Annotated in this window: 20 protein-coding genes; 6 read left to right on the top strand and 14 right to left on the bottom strand. The window is 44.1% G+C overall.

Annotation, left to right across the window (positions count from 1 at the left end; translation table 11 throughout):
- Positions 1-28 precede the first annotated feature (28 nt).
- From L6475_RS07850 to L6475_RS07840, 3 genes are all read left to right on the top strand, one after another.
- Positions 29-718 carry an Abi family protein gene (locus L6475_RS07850; protein WP_237818795.1) on the top strand — a complete coding sequence of 230 codons (690 nt, stop codon included), beginning with the start codon at positions 29-31 and terminating at the stop codon, positions 716-718.
- A 654-nt stretch (positions 719-1,372) separates the two neighbouring features.
- On the top strand, positions 1,373-1,636 hold the full coding sequence (locus L6475_RS07845) for a GlsB/YeaQ/YmgE family stress response membrane protein (protein WP_237818793.1): 264 nt from the start codon (positions 1,373-1,375) through the stop codon (positions 1,634-1,636).
- Between the two features lie 52 nt (positions 1,637-1,688).
- Positions 1,689-1,988, top strand: a complete 300-nt coding sequence (locus L6475_RS07840; protein ID WP_237818791.1) for a glutaredoxin — start codon at positions 1,689-1,691, stop codon at positions 1,986-1,988.
- A gap of 4 nt (positions 1,989-1,992) precedes the next feature.
- Here the strand turns inward: L6475_RS07840 and L6475_RS07835 are convergent, their stop codons facing one another.
- The 8 genes from L6475_RS07835 to L6475_RS07800 all read right to left on the bottom strand — a co-directional run bounded on the left by L6475_RS07835 (position 1,993) and on the right by L6475_RS07800 (position 6,053).
- A complete protein-coding gene (locus L6475_RS07835) occupies positions 1,993-2,301 on the bottom strand; it encodes a hypothetical protein (protein WP_237818789.1) in 309 nt (102 codons plus the stop codon).
- 8 nt (positions 2,302-2,309) lie between these two features.
- Positions 2,310-2,846, bottom strand: coding sequence for a sugar O-acetyltransferase (locus tag L6475_RS07830; protein ID WP_237818787.1), 537 nt, complete (start codon positions 2,844-2,846; stop codon positions 2,310-2,312).
- Between the two features lie 2 nt (positions 2,847-2,848).
- Positions 2,849-3,190 (bottom strand): hypothetical protein, encoded by a 342-nt coding sequence (locus L6475_RS07825; protein WP_237818785.1) that lies wholly within the window; start codon positions 3,188-3,190, stop codon positions 2,849-2,851.
- 43 nt (positions 3,191-3,233) lie between these two features.
- On the bottom strand, positions 3,234-3,638 hold the full coding sequence (locus tag L6475_RS07820) for a PaaI family thioesterase (protein WP_237818783.1): 405 nt from the start codon (positions 3,636-3,638) through the stop codon (positions 3,234-3,236).
- A gap of 289 nt (positions 3,639-3,927) precedes the next feature.
- Positions 3,928-4,452: a GNAT family N-acetyltransferase gene (locus L6475_RS07815; RefSeq protein ID WP_237818781.1), complete on the bottom strand. Its 525-nt coding sequence runs from the start codon at positions 4,450-4,452 to the stop codon at positions 3,928-3,930.
- Positions 4,453-4,665: 213 nt separating this feature from the next.
- On the bottom strand, positions 4,666-5,232 hold the full coding sequence (locus L6475_RS07810; RefSeq protein WP_370641584.1) for a sugar O-acetyltransferase: 567 nt from the start codon (positions 5,230-5,232) through the stop codon (positions 4,666-4,668).
- Positions 5,225-5,533 carry a hypothetical protein gene (locus L6475_RS07805; protein ID WP_237818779.1) on the bottom strand — a complete coding sequence of 103 codons (309 nt, stop codon included), beginning with the start codon at positions 5,531-5,533 and terminating at the stop codon, positions 5,225-5,227. Before L6475_RS07805 ends, L6475_RS07810 begins: the two co-directional genes overlap by 8 nt.
- Before the next feature lie 10 nt (positions 5,534-5,543).
- A complete protein-coding gene (locus L6475_RS07800) occupies positions 5,544-6,053 on the bottom strand; it encodes a NimIJ family nitroimidazole resistance protein (protein WP_237818777.1) in 510 nt (169 codons plus the stop codon).
- A 142-nt stretch (positions 6,054-6,195) separates the two neighbouring features.
- On the opposite strand from L6475_RS07800, the gene L6475_RS07795 reads away from it, so the two are divergent.
- Positions 6,196-7,257, top strand: a complete 1,062-nt coding sequence (locus L6475_RS07795; protein ID WP_237818775.1) for a glycerate kinase — start codon at positions 6,196-6,198, stop codon at positions 7,255-7,257.
- Between the two features lie 162 nt (positions 7,258-7,419).
- On the opposite strand, the gene L6475_RS07790 is transcribed toward L6475_RS07795, so the two are convergent.
- Positions 7,420-8,034, bottom strand: coding sequence for a YqiA/YcfP family alpha/beta fold hydrolase (locus L6475_RS07790; RefSeq protein WP_237818772.1), 615 nt, complete (start codon positions 8,032-8,034; stop codon positions 7,420-7,422).
- 193 nt (positions 8,035-8,227) lie between these two features.
- On the opposite strand from L6475_RS07790, the gene L6475_RS07785 reads away from it, so the two are divergent.
- Together L6475_RS07785 and L6475_RS07780 are read left to right on the top strand one after the other, a co-directional pair.
- Entirely contained in the window at positions 8,228-8,521 is a 294-nt protein-coding gene (locus L6475_RS07785) for a hypothetical protein (protein ID WP_237818770.1), read from the top strand.
- A 225-nt stretch (positions 8,522-8,746) separates the two neighbouring features.
- Positions 8,747-9,157 carry an Hsp20/alpha crystallin family protein gene (locus tag L6475_RS07780; RefSeq protein ID WP_237818768.1) on the top strand — a complete coding sequence of 137 codons (411 nt, stop codon included), beginning with the start codon at positions 8,747-8,749 and terminating at the stop codon, positions 9,155-9,157.
- A 75-nt stretch (positions 9,158-9,232) separates the two neighbouring features.
- Here the strand turns inward: L6475_RS07780 and L6475_RS07775 are convergent, their stop codons facing one another.
- The 5 genes from L6475_RS07775 to L6475_RS07755 form a co-directional block, all read right to left on the bottom strand.
- Positions 9,233-9,625, bottom strand: a complete 393-nt coding sequence (locus L6475_RS07775) for a DUF2023 family protein (protein WP_370641582.1) — start codon at positions 9,623-9,625, stop codon at positions 9,233-9,235.
- Between the two features lie 11 nt (positions 9,626-9,636).
- The gene (gene fldA, locus L6475_RS07770; RefSeq protein ID WP_237818766.1) at positions 9,637-10,131 is read right to left on the bottom strand and encodes a flavodoxin FldA; all 495 of its coding nucleotides are present in this window, start codon (positions 10,129-10,131) and stop codon (positions 9,637-9,639) included.
- Positions 10,132-10,316: 185 nt separating this feature from the next.
- On the bottom strand, positions 10,317-10,718 hold the full coding sequence (locus L6475_RS07765; RefSeq protein WP_237818764.1) for an FKBP-type peptidyl-prolyl cis-trans isomerase: 402 nt from the start codon (positions 10,716-10,718) through the stop codon (positions 10,317-10,319).
- A 114-nt stretch (positions 10,719-10,832) separates the two neighbouring features.
- Positions 10,833-11,360, bottom strand: a complete 528-nt coding sequence (locus L6475_RS07760; RefSeq protein WP_237818763.1) for an N-acetyltransferase — start codon at positions 11,358-11,360, stop codon at positions 10,833-10,835.
- A 10-nt stretch (positions 11,361-11,370) separates the two neighbouring features.
- Positions 11,371-11,745 carry a hypothetical protein gene (locus L6475_RS07755; RefSeq protein WP_237824085.1) on the bottom strand — a complete coding sequence of 125 codons (375 nt, stop codon included), beginning with the start codon at positions 11,743-11,745 and terminating at the stop codon, positions 11,371-11,373.
- Between the last annotated feature and the right edge of the window lie 680 nt (positions 11,746-12,425).

Here is a 12,425-nt window from a genome sequence, read left to right as displayed (position 1 = left end):
ATAAGAATGAAGTAAATATGCAGCAGCAATGAAATATACGGAATTTGAAGATATTATATCAGCAGACCGCATGAGGAAATATCTTGTGGCCTGCAATAATGATACTCGCAGGGCAATGACCCTCTATCGTCATAACTTGAAACTCTCGCAAGAGATGTTCACGATGATCAGTTGTTTTGAAGTTGCGCTACGTAACCGAATTGATAAGGAAATGCAGCAACATTGGGGTAGTGACTGGTTGCGAGATATTATTATGCCAAGCGGCCCATTTGCTACCGATGGTAGAGTGGATGGTACTCGGAAAATTGTAAAGAAGGCATACGACGGACTTGTATTCTCAAATACATATAGCCATTCAAAGCTATTATCGCAGATGGAGTTTGGCGTTTGGAAATATATGTTTAATAATGTACAGTATCGTTTAGGTGGTCGTTATTTGCTCAATATTTTTCCCAATAAGCCACGTACAACAGCTCAAAATAGAGTTGATAATTCTCGAATCTTTCAGGAACTAGACCATATTAATAATATTCGTAACAGAATTGCTCATCATGAGCCAATTTGTTTTGGACGTCCTATTAGTATTGACACCAACTATGTTTTAATGAATTATGCTCGTATGATGATGTTGTTTAACTGGATGGGAATAGATGCTCCAAAGCTAATGTACGGTTTGGATCATGTAGGTGATGAATGTAGCCATATTATGTGTATATAAGAGGTTAAAAACAGGTAATTATACCTCAAAATGGAAGAAAAATAGCAAATTATTTGGAAGTTTCAGAATTATTTCCTACCTTTGCATCGTTCAGTCCTGGTAGTCCCTGAAGCCATTCAAACTATCAGGTGTTTTTTTGCCCATTTCCAAACTTCCCAAGTACATTTTTTAGGTTCATAATTTGGTGGTAACAAATAAAATGCCTACCTTTGCACCCGTTAAAACGAATAACTAACTTAGTTAAGAGTTTTACAAGGCATAGAGATGCCTCGCGAACTAGAGAAATCTAAATATTATGTCATTTGCTACCGAGGTTAACGGAGTAACAAAAAGACGTATAAGTGATTGAAATACAAGGTAGGAGTTAATTCCGCCGGAATCACAAAAACCAAGGAATAGCGAGCAAAGTTTTACTTTCGCTCGTTATTTTTTTGCTTTTAAATGATTGGCCCGTAGCAGGGCCACGGATCGACGAAGTCAATTCGCCGGAATCATAAAGAACAGGAAATGGAGACAAAAAGCTTGCTTTCGAGTCTCCTTTTTTTTGTTCTTTGACCCAATCATTTTCAAGAGATAAAAAATATTTCTTTTTTTATTGAATAGATTTGTATAAAATAATCGTATCTTTGCGGTATCATATAAAAAGTATTAGATATGTTAGAACACATTGCAGATTTTACGGCATGGCCCATCATCACCGGCATTTTGATTGGCTACGTTGCCAACCGCATTATGAGCGGTGAAGGTAAAGGGTGTTGTATGAACCTTTTTATAGGTGTTATAGGTAGTTATGCTGGTACGTTCATTAGTCATCTGCTGAATATCGAACTATTTGGTAAAGGCTACTTCACAAACTTTGTATTCTGTGTCCTTGGTGCCGTGACTGTACTTTGGATTTGGAAGAAGTTGTTTGATTGACATTTATGGGCGATATTTGCAGAACACAATAATTCAAAAAAGAAATATAACTATGATTAAGATGTATGTGATGGAAACCTGTCCAGACTGTGAATATGTCGAGAAGCAGGTTGAGGGAAATCCTAACTTTGAGGTGATTGACATTGGTAAGCATGTTAGGAACCTGAAGCAGTTTATCAAACTTCGTGACACAAACCCGGCGTTCGACGAAGCAAAGGCAGTAGATGATTTAGGCATCCCTTGTTATGTGTTAGAGGATGGTACGGTGACGCTCTACTCGAAGGATGTCGGCTTGGAACCACGACCTCAGGATGAAGGAGCTGCTTGCAGTATCGATGGAAGAGGGTGTTAAGTAGTCAGTCGTAGTATTTTATTTGCATTTCCTCACTCACGTTGAAATCTTCGTGAAAGTTGTCGTCGTACTTATAGACGATGCGAAGGCCGCGATATGTTGATGGCACCTTCAGCGTGTCCAACAGGTGCCACTTGGGACGTCCGAAGTCGTACGACTCTCTATCTAGGATAATGCAGTTTGATACGAAGTCGAAAGCGTAGTAGCCACCGCCAATGCACTGGTCGCCTGGCTTCAGTAGGTGCTTGTGCTGGTCAACCATTCCCAGACGGAAAACGCCGTCCATTGTGATAATAAACTTTGGGAGATTCATTCAATTCATTATTTTATATTCTTCTTGAATATGGCGGGGTTGCCAGCTACGAGTGTTCTGGGAGCCACGTCATTTGTCACCACAGAACCTGCAGCTATAACAACACCGTCGCCGATGGTGACACCCGATAAAATAGTGGAATGTCCGCCAATCCAAACATCGTTTCCTATGGTAATAGGGCTACCGTAAACATCAAGAACGCGACCTTCTGGCTCCAGTCGGTGTCCTGCGGTATAGATACCAACGTCGGGGCCTATCAAACAGTTGTCTCCAATACGGATTTCCTCTAGGTCGAGCATCGTACAATTGTAGTCTGCGTGGAAGTTATTACCTACATGAATATTCTGTCCGAAATCGCAATGGAAATTATCGCCCACAAAGGGAGCGCTTCCTACAGATCCAAATAGCTCACGAATGAGTGTTTCTTTCTCCTTGAAGTCTATCAGTGTTAGACTATTCATCTGTTTGATTGAAACCGAAGTCTTGGCCATTATCTTCTGTACTTCTGGGCTAATTTCTGTGCGGCTATACCAGTTCTTTTCCATATCTATCTAATGATTTTTGCTTTCTGAAGGTTGTCGAAGTCGTCCCAGAAGTCCTTTTGTTCGGAAGCGGTGAAACCATCGTTCTCCATTTCTTTCAGGATGGCATCCAGCAACTGTGTTTTGGAGATGTTGAGATTTTGGTCCACATCGATGGGGTATGTGAGGATGTCACCCAACGAGCCCACGTGACAATTAGTGACGGTAATCTTGCCACCATCAGAGAGAGCCACCTGAATATGGTGATTCATGCCATATTCGGGCTTGGTCTGGCTGAGCTGAATGAATAGCGGGGAGTCGTTATATTGCTCAGTATTGGCGGATTGAAGTAAATCTTTTAGCGACATTAGCTTGTTCTTTCGCTGCAAAAGTACGAAAAATCGGTCATAATTATGTGTTTTTGCCCCAGCAAGATTGTGGTAGAGGAACATTCTTGCGGTATCCCATGCCGGTGACATGACAGATGAGGACATCGTCCTGATTTGTCACGCAGACTTCTACAGCGGGAATCTTATGATGGTCAGACACAAAGACGGCTTCAGCACGGAGGACGTCGCCTTCATGTGCAGAAGCTACAAACATGATTGAGTTGCTGATGCCAAAGGTAAGACGGCCGGAGGCATTCATCAATGCAGCAATGGCCAAGTCAGCCAACGTAAAGAGTGCCCCACCCTGGCACACATTCCCGCCGTTGAGATGAGCATTGGTGACTGTCATCACGGCAACGGCATGCCTTTCGTTCGCCTCTGTTATCTGGCAGCCAGTATTTGCAGCAAAACGATCTGTCTTATTCAATAATTCCTTGATTTCCATAATAAACAACAACTAGTTTCTAGTAATAATGGTATGAAGTTTATTGATAACGGTATTAGTTTCACTTACAACCATTAGATAATGTGCAAGGCTACCTTTGTAGAGCATTTTTGTCTTGATCTCGCCTTCAGAAAGACTATTCTCGAATTTCTTTTCTTTATTCAGGTTCAAAACAAAAGCAGTAACAAAAGCAATAATAATAAATACGATAATAACGACAAATAGATTCATAATACCTTCGTTTTATGTTGTTACAAAACTGATTGCATAATTAGTCCCATGCCCAGTGTTGGCGGAGTTCGTTGGTGATGGTGTCCCAGTCTGCCATGGTAAATACTCCAGGCCCCATCATCATGATAGTCATTTCAATGTCGTCGTAGGACTTGAAAAGATTTGTGTCACGGAAGCCGTTGCGGAGGTAGAAATGTTGGCGACGCTGGCGCTGTTCTGGGTTGGGACACGGTTCTTGATAAGGATTTTCCATATCAAGGACAATGGTCTTGCCCTCGTACTTCTGAATTAGGAGCGTGAGAATCTGCTGACCAATACCCTGGCCTCGGAGTTCTTCTTTCACGGCAAAGTACCAGAACCAGTTGACCTTTGGTCCAGGATATACGATGTAGAAGCCAACCAGCGCGTCATCATCATAAAAGGAGGTGAAATCCAGATGCATCTCATCAATGAGACGCATCAGGTCGGGCCAAGGAATACGCTCGTTCTCAGGAAAAGCCGTCTCGTAGAGCTGTTTGATCTGAATGATATCCTCTTGTGTAGAGGTTAACTTCTTTTCTATCATCGCTTTAGTCTATTTACTAATATCGATTTCTAATAATTCTCAAAATACAATGCAAAGATACTGAATATACCGCATCTTGTGGTACTTTTACAAACAGTTTTAATTGTTATTATTGATAGACATAACAGAACTGCATGACGAAGAGAATCTGCAGATGCAGTTAGAAGACCGTTTGGAGTTCGTCCTGCATGTGCCAGATGGAGTCGTAGCCTGTCATATATTCTTTATGACCTTGCAAGGATTACCTACGGCAACAGTGTTAGATGGTATGTCCTTTACCACAACTGAGCCTGCACCGATAGTTACATTATTGCCGATAGTTACTCCAGGTAGTATTGTTACGCTGCCGCCAATCCATACGTTATTACCTATGGTGACAGGTTTTGCCCATTCCTGACGACTATTGCGCTCTATAGGGTCTGTGCTATGGCAAGCTGTATAAATGCTTACATTTGGGCCGATGAAACAATCGTCGCCAATGGTGACATGCGCTTCATCAAGTACCGTGAAGTTGAAATTGGCAAAGAAACGCTTGCCAATACTTATTTGCCTGCCATAGTCGCAACGAAAAGGCTGATTGAGTAAAAAGTTATCGTCGCCTACAGAACCGAACAACTCCTTGATTATTTCCTTCATTCTCTTCGTTTCTGACGGGCGAAGAGTGTTGTATTCAAATATCTTGTCCCTTGTAACAGTTAGTTCTTTCAATACCTCTGGGTCAACGGCTGAGTATATCTCGCCAGCCAGCATTTTTTCTTTCTCTGTCATACGCTTAATCATAATATTCTATCTTTAGTTCCTCGCTGACATTGAAATCGTCATGAAAACCATCGTCGTACTTATAGACGATGCGAAGGCCGCGATATGTTGATGGCACCTTTAGTGTATCAAGTAGGTGCCACTTCGGTCGGCCAAAGTCGTATGACTCTCTATCCAGGATGATGCGGTTGTAAACGAAGTCGAAAGCGTAGTAGCCACCGCCAATGCACTGGTCGCTGGGTTGCAGAAGGTCTCTGTGCTGGTCAACCATCCCCAGACGGAATATCCCGTCTATAGTGATAATAAGCTTAGGTAATTTCATTTGTATTTATTCATTCGCCTGTATTATGAGGGCGCTGCCTCACCAGCTCAATAGCCTCCTTTCCCGTCAGATGCTCGATGTCGAAACGAATGGCCAGCATATGCGAAAAACCGCTCTCAATCTCTTTCTGTAGGGCTTCATCCTGATTGGGATTGTAACGGTTGCCAAGCATTCGAACCATTTGTAGTTTCTCTTGCTCATCCTCGACTATGTGGATTCTGCCGAAAGCAATCACACTTCGGAAAAAGGTGGTGAACTTTTCCGGTTGGATATTATCCTGCTCGATGACGCAGAAAGATGCCTTATCACACTTACGGATAGCATCAACCTTATGACCTGCCATAGCACTATGGAAGAATAGTTTCCCGTCATGATATACATAGCTGATGGGAACGGCATAGGGATAATCATCATCGCCGAGTAGTGCCAAAGTACCTGATGTGGCCTTCTGCAGAATGGCAATACTATCTTCTTCAGTAAGTTGTTGACGCTTACGCCTCATTTCTCGAAACATACTCATGTTCTATTTGTTGTATCAATTATTCTTCAATACCTGATTATTCTGCTGCAAAAGTACTAAAAATCGGGTAGAATTATGTATTTTTGCCCAGCAAAATAATTTTAAGTAAGGAAATGGCTTGTACCAACTTAAATGATATGTTATGAAAATTGTCGTTGTCATAGATTCTATGAAAGGGTGTCTGAGTTCTGCTGATGCCAATCAAGCGGCAGCTGATGGTGTTAGAAGTGTTTTTCCAGATGCAGACATTGTTCAGATACCTGTCAGCGATGGTGGCGAAGGTTTCGTTGATGCCTTCCATGCAGCTATTGGCGGCACAATTCAGGAAGTGGCGGTGCGCGACCCATTGATGCGCTGCGTTACAGCCCAATATCTGTTATGCGGGCAAGAGGCAGTCATAGAGATTGCGCAGGCCAGTGGACTTACTCTTCTCTCTGAAGAAGAGCGCAATCCCATGGTAGCCACCAGCTATGGTACAGGCCAACTCATTGCCGATGCTATCCGAAAAGGGGCCAAACAAATCATCGTAGGACTTGGTGGCAGTGCTACCAGCGATGCCGGTATGGGGATGCTTAGAGCCTTGATTGACACTTTTGCCAAGCAAGGGCAGTTTGATGATATTACAGAACTCAAGGATATTCAGTTTACCATTGCTTCCGATGTGAAGAATCCTCTTTGTGGTGCACAAGGAGCTGCTCATATCTTTGCTCCACAGAAAGGCGCCTCTCCTGAGATGGTGGAGCGGTTAGATGCTCGTGCCAGAAAATTTGCTGAAGTTTCAGCCAAACATTTCGGTTATGACTGTTCCAATGATGATGGAGCGGGTGCAGCCGGTGGATTAGGATATGCTTTCCTACAATACATGCATGCCACTTGCAGACCAGGCATAGAGGTGCTTCTTGAAGCGGCCCGATTCAGAGAAGTGGTCAAAGATGCAGATCTTGTCATCACGGGCGAAGGATCTGCTGATAGTCAGACCCTCATGGGCAAGTTGCCCGTTGGCGTGTTGCACCAGTCTGGTGACGTGCCGGTATGTTTGATAGCCGGTCGCATCAGAGACAGAGAGGCGCTTCTGCAAGCAGGTTTCTCTGACGTCAGATGCATCAATCCCGAAGGGATTTCTCTACAGGAAGCGATGCGTCCGGAAGTGGCGCGAAAGCATATTTCAGATACGATAAGAGATCTATCGTTCTTCATATCATAAATATTTACAAAAATTTCTCTTTGTGGCAGTATGATATGAAGAATTATTTGTATATTGGCCATCAAAATAATAACATGTGTCACTTGCTCAGTAGGCATGGGGCGGAAATACTTCAAGAGACCGATCTTGTTGAGCGCCTGCAATATTGCAACGCTCAGTTTTTCACTGAAACGGTCTGTAGTCATCCGGTAGCGCCATCAGCATCTTCTCTATCAGTGGAACATACCATGTGCGTACTTCTTTGGCCGTTGGAGTGTGAGCACCTGGAAAGTGGAATGAATTGCTGTAATGTTTCAAAAACAACGGCTCGAAGTGAGCTAGGGTGTCCTTATCACCGAACACCCCCCAAACTTTGTCTTTGTAGTAGGGGGTACAATAGCTGAATTGAACGTTTTCCAACTCTGCAAACTCCTGTATTAGGCTTTCATCGATAGCAAACTGCTGGTTGCCGTCCTTGCGTGGTGACTTGTATTCATGCTCTCCGATGCGTTCCTTCAGAAATGCCGTCATCTGAAAATGTGGGTTGCCAAGCAGGGCAGGGATGCCAACTATGGGCGCCAGCATCTGGGCATAGAACGAACCGCAACTGTTTCCCACCAGCAGGTCGGGATGCTCCCTATCACAGATGCCCCGGATTTGTTCCAGTGCCATCTGTGGATGTATTGGCAAGTCGGGAGTAAGCACCTCAACACGTCCTTCGAAAGCCTCTCTCAAAGCCACTGCAGGTACGCACTGACCGCTGGCAAAGAAACCATGCAGGAATAATATCTTTTTCATATATAGTCTGTACTTTATTTCTTTCTCTCTTTATTTCCAATATGTCATCTCATCATTGTCGTTGTAGGTCGTTACCTTGACTTTGCCTTTGAGAATGACAATTATTCTTCAGATCATATTATTTGTTGCAAAAGTACTAAAAATCGGTCATAATTATGTATTTTTGCCCTGCAAAACGATTGTTAGTAAAGAAATGGCTTGGAAATTGAAATATCGCTGCAGCGAGTGTGGCTATGAAGCCGAGGTATATGAAGGCAGAGGAGTCTTCCGCCAGGAGATACGTGCTGTGTCGTGCCCAGACTGTAAGAGCATCCAGAACATCGTGGTGGGAGGAATTATTGCAGACGTGGCACCATCGTACAGGAGTGAGGTAGGCCGACTCTGTTTGCAGTGCGGAAGCGATAACATCCGACTATGGAACGGACACACCTGCCCGAAGTGTCAGGGCGAGATGCGGCAGACTGGAGAAAAAGAGTTTTGGACATAGCGACTGACAGATTTTCCGGCCAATGTTTAAGCGAGTTTAAAGAATTGTCAGTATCGTTTAAGCGAGTTTAAATTCCATGCCAGAATGACAAAACACGCTGACCACTGTTTCCATAGGCATGTACTTTGCATATCTGTTAGCGTAAGCCGAAGCAAATAAGCCGAGGCAATCAATAAAATGTCAAACTAAAAATATAATTAGGAGGTATTAATTATGTTACCAGTAATGTTTCAGAACAGTTGGATGCCAACAGTATTTGAGGATTTCTTTAACAATGATTGGATGCCTCGTGCCAATAGTACAGCACCAGCAGTCAATGTCAAGGAGACCGACAAGAGCTACATCATGGAACTTGCAGCTCCAGGCATTAAGAAAGAATATTGCCGCATAGGTATTAACGACGAGGGCAACCTCACCATCGCCATTGAGAACAAACAGGAACACAAGCATGAGGATAGTCACCGTCACTATCTGCGCCGTGAGTTCAGTTATTCGAACTACGAGCAGAACTACACACTCCCTGATGATGTGGTCCGCGATAAGATTTCTGCCAAGGTGGAGGACGGCATCCTGACCATCACGATGCCGAAAGCCGAACCGAAGGAGAAAGTCACCAAGGCCATTGAGGTATCATAAGACAGATGATTCTAAACTAATAGTAAATCCCTGGCTTGCATTGCAGGCCAGGGATTTTTATTGTACTTGAGATGTCTATTGCACATGCTGACAATTGGCACACCGTCCCTTGCGTTCGCAGTATCGCTCACACTGGGCGCAGATGTCGTAGCCAAGCATGGCTCCAAGGATGAAGTCCTCTTCGGGAGTCAGCTTATTCAGCGGACGGGTGATGAAAAGACGGATGGCATCGAGGCACTCCTTGCGACCAAAATACACATTGACATTCTCCTTGCCAGCGGGCTGCACCACATAGTCGATAGACTGGCGACGCAGACGGTTCGTGGCAAATGCCTCGAAACGGCGATTGCATGTGAAGAGTATCATCCTGCGCACACCTTTCTTATATTCATAAATATGGTTCATCAGCACCTTGGCCTCTGGAGGGAGTACCTGCTCTGTCATCTGTCGATTCACCGTCTGCTGCATATACCTAAGTTTTAGAGGTTTGAAGAAATCTCAGCAATCCACGCATCGATGCGGACATCAGTCTTGTCATCCTCGTTGACATCGTCCAAGGGCAGTCCCACAAACTTACCATCTACGACAGCTTCAGAGGCATCGAATGTGTATCCGTCAGTACTGACACTTCCCACAAAGTTTGCACCGCTCTCCTTGATACCGTTATACAGTTCACCGATACCACCCACGAAGGTGTCGCCATACGACTCGCAATCACCACAACCGAAGAGGGCGATGGTCTTGTCAGCAAGGTTGGCTGCCTTTAGTACTCGCAGTCCGTCGTACCAGTCGTCCTGCAACTCACCGGCACCCCATGTTGAAGTGCCGAGAATAAGGTTCTGATTATTTTCGACGACATCAGCTGTGAGATCCTGAACGTTGATGGCCTCACAGCCAAGTTTCTGGGCTATCTTCTCTGCGATAGCCTCGCATGTTCCAGTCGAGGAACCAAATACTACAATAGTTTTATTCATTTCTATTTTATCTTAATGGTTTAATAAACTGGATGCGAAGGTACGGCGATTTCATAAATTGTGCAATACTCAAAAGTTATGCTTTTCTTTTGGCACGTCCTCAGAACTGCTTTCAAAGTAGATTAATCATAAATAGGTATCATTAGCAAAATTCTGTCTCTCTTCAAATAGAGATGTATCCTCTTTCATGCTATGCCTATCAATTCTATTTCAAAGATAAGTGTTGAGCCGCCGGGAATACCCGGCTGAGAAAATTTTCCGTAACCCATTTCGGCAGGTAAGTAAAGTTCCCACTTGTCGCCAATATGCATCTGTTGCATAGCGATGATCCAACCCTCAATAAGGTCGCAGAGCCTGCAGGCCAACGGCACACCGCCACGACTGCTGTCAAACTGCTTTCCGTCAATGGTCTTGCCAGTATAGTGGGCTGTGATGATACTTCGGACAGTGGGTCTTGGACTATTCTGATTCCCCTCACTCAGCACCTTATAATAGATGCCTTTGGGCAAAGCCTTGACACCTTCCTCTTTGGCTTTCGCCTCCAACCATTCCTTGTTGGCCTGTATGTATTCCCGTTTATTCTTCATTCGCTTTTGTTTATATAGTGCTCCGTTTATAATTTATGATAGTAAGTTCTTTATTATTCTTTTTCATCTTACTCATCGAAAAAACGTTTATCAGTATAGGTTGAGTACATGTTTCTATATTGAGAGTGACATTTTACGACAGAGTGTGTCGAAATACAAGAATGTGTCTTCTGGTACAAAACCATAAGAAGTATAAAGCTGTGCCAACTTTGGATACTCCTCATCGTAAATCAACGTGACGCGATGGAAACCTTTTTCTTTGGCGATTTTTACTGCATCATCAAACAACAATCTCCACAGCCCATTTCCTCGAAACTCTGGTACGATGGCCAGAGAGTCAAGATAGTATTCACCGGCCGTCGTTTCTGGTACATCACCAGAACTGAGCAGTTTACCGTTGGGCATTACCCAGGTATTCCTTCGTCTTTCCTCATGCGTGGCTCCATCGTAGGAGATAAGACCACCAGCCAGTCTGCCATCACACAGAAGAAGGCGAGTATTCTGCCAACTATAGAGCGTATCATTGCGAGCACCGTGCTTTTTCAAAAACGACGGCACACCATCCATGTGCATACCTTGGGCTACAATCCATGCTATGAAATCCGTATCTTCGGGTCTGGCCGAGATAATTTCTACTTTCATATCTGTCTTCCTACCAACCTTGCGGCAATATAATATTCTCTACTTCGTGGGCTTTTTCGAATAGTGGGGCAATCTCTTCATCGGTGAATCCAGCTATGCCGCAGCCAATGCGAGTCACCAGAAATGTTAAGTTCTGGTGCTGCTTAGCGAACTCGATGAACTCATCGACGTAGGGACGAATTGTCTCTACGCCACCTTGCATCGTGGGGATGGCATAGCTCTGTCCCTGCAGACCGACACCTTGTCCCATGATGGCGCCGAAATGACGATAAGCAATATAGGCTGCACCTCCGCCATGCATTCCGCGAAGGTTTGACCCGAAGACAAAAATCTCGTTTGGCTGGAGCGAGGTAATACGCTCCGGAGTAGTACGTTTTTCTTCCATAGTTCTTCTTTCCATAATATCCATATGTATGGCGCAGGGCGCTGCCTCTTCCAACATAGGCTCGCCGACAACACCGAAGTCCGGCATAATCTCAGGCATGTCAAAGTCCATATCAAAGTTTTGACGGAAATACGGCACGATGATGTCTTCCTTGATTTTCTTGTATTTCTGTGATATGGCTGCAGGCGTCATTCCCATCTGGGTGGCAACATCCTTTGACTTGAAACCCTGAAGGAGAATCATATCAATGATAAGTCGCTCTTGTCTGCCCATAGGAACATGGTCGCAGACATCTTCAACCATACGGTTAAACTGCAGACGAAGATTACTCGTGACATCAAACGACTGGAGATAGTCCTCAAATGTGATGCTGCCATATTCCTTTCGGTACCATTTAAGTGCATCGAGGACAATAAAACGAAAACCATTGATTAACCAAGTCTTTAGGGATACGTTTGGGGAGTGATCCTCCAGAGGTTTCCAATCATGCTCCATCAAGTATATAGCATACTGATGGGCAAGCGAAAGGAAGTCCAGATTCTCTTTCTCATGAAGTTGATACCGCTGGTCGAATATATAATAGCCTACTTCACAGTACCCGTAGAAATAGGTACGGATAATGTCGGCGTCGCCATTGCGGAAGCCCTTCAGAATGTCCTTGTCTGATAATCGTCTATAGG

The sequence above is a fragment of the Prevotella sp. E9-3 genome (assembly GCF_022024015.1).
Taxonomy (GTDB): Bacteria; Bacteroidota; Bacteroidia; order Bacteroidales; family Bacteroidaceae; genus Prevotella.
The sequence above is the reverse complement of the archived record's forward strand: the minus strand, read 5'-3'. Positions and strand labels throughout refer to the sequence as shown.

Coding starts and splice junctions, on each gene's coding strand:
- L6475_RS07850 (WP_237818795.1), top strand. CDS start 29: ATGAAATATACGGAATTTGAAGATATTATATCAGCAGACCGCATGAGG.
- L6475_RS07845 (WP_237818793.1), top strand. CDS start 1,373: ATGTTAGAACACATTGCAGATTTTACGGCATGGCCCATCATCACCGGC.
- L6475_RS07840 (WP_237818791.1), top strand. CDS start 1,689: ATGATTAAGATGTATGTGATGGAAACCTGTCCAGACTGTGAATATGTC.
- L6475_RS07835 (WP_237818789.1), bottom strand. CDS start 2,301: ATGAATCTCCCAAAGTTTATTATCACAATGGACGGCGTTTTCCGTCTG.
- L6475_RS07830 (WP_237818787.1), bottom strand. CDS start 2,846: ATGGAAAAGAACTGGTATAGCCGCACAGAAATTAGCCCAGAAGTACAG.
- L6475_RS07825 (WP_237818785.1), bottom strand. CDS start 3,190: ATGTCGCTAAAAGATTTACTTCAATCCGCCAATACTGAGCAATATAAC.
- L6475_RS07815 (WP_237818781.1), bottom strand. CDS start 4,452: ATGATAGAAAAGAAGTTAACCTCTACACAAGAGGATATCATTCAGATC.
- L6475_RS07810 (WP_370641584.1), bottom strand. CDS start 5,232: ATGATTAAGCGTATGACAGAGAAAGAAAAAATGCTGGCTGGCGAGATA.
- L6475_RS07805 (WP_237818779.1), bottom strand. CDS start 5,533: ATGAAATTACCTAAGCTTATTATCACTATAGACGGGATATTCCGTCTG.
- L6475_RS07800 (WP_237818777.1), bottom strand. CDS start 6,053: ATGAGTATGTTTCGAGAAATGAGGCGTAAGCGTCAACAACTTACTGAA.
- L6475_RS07795 (WP_237818775.1), top strand. CDS start 6,196: ATGAAAATTGTCGTTGTCATAGATTCTATGAAAGGGTGTCTGAGTTCT.
- L6475_RS07790 (WP_237818772.1), bottom strand. CDS start 8,034: ATGAAAAAGATATTATTCCTGCATGGTTTCTTTGCCAGCGGTCAGTGC.
- L6475_RS07785 (WP_237818770.1), top strand. CDS start 8,228: ATGGCTTGGAAATTGAAATATCGCTGCAGCGAGTGTGGCTATGAAGCC.
- L6475_RS07780 (WP_237818768.1), top strand. CDS start 8,747: ATGTTTCAGAACAGTTGGATGCCAACAGTATTTGAGGATTTCTTTAAC.
- L6475_RS07775 (WP_370641582.1), bottom strand. CDS start 9,625: ATGCAGCAGACGGTGAATCGACAGATGACAGAGCAGGTACTCCCTCCA.
- fldA (WP_237818766.1), bottom strand. CDS start 10,131: ATGAATAAAACTATTGTAGTATTTGGTTCCTCGACTGGAACATGCGAG.
- L6475_RS07765 (WP_237818764.1), bottom strand. CDS start 10,718: ATGAAGAATAAACGGGAATACATACAGGCCAACAAGGAATGGTTGGAG.
- L6475_RS07760 (WP_237818763.1), bottom strand. CDS start 11,360: ATGAAAGTAGAAATTATCTCGGCCAGACCCGAAGATACGGATTTCATA.
- L6475_RS07755 (WP_237824085.1), bottom strand. CDS start 11,745: ATGGAAGAAAAACGTACTACTCCGGAGCGTATTACCTCGCTCCAGCCA.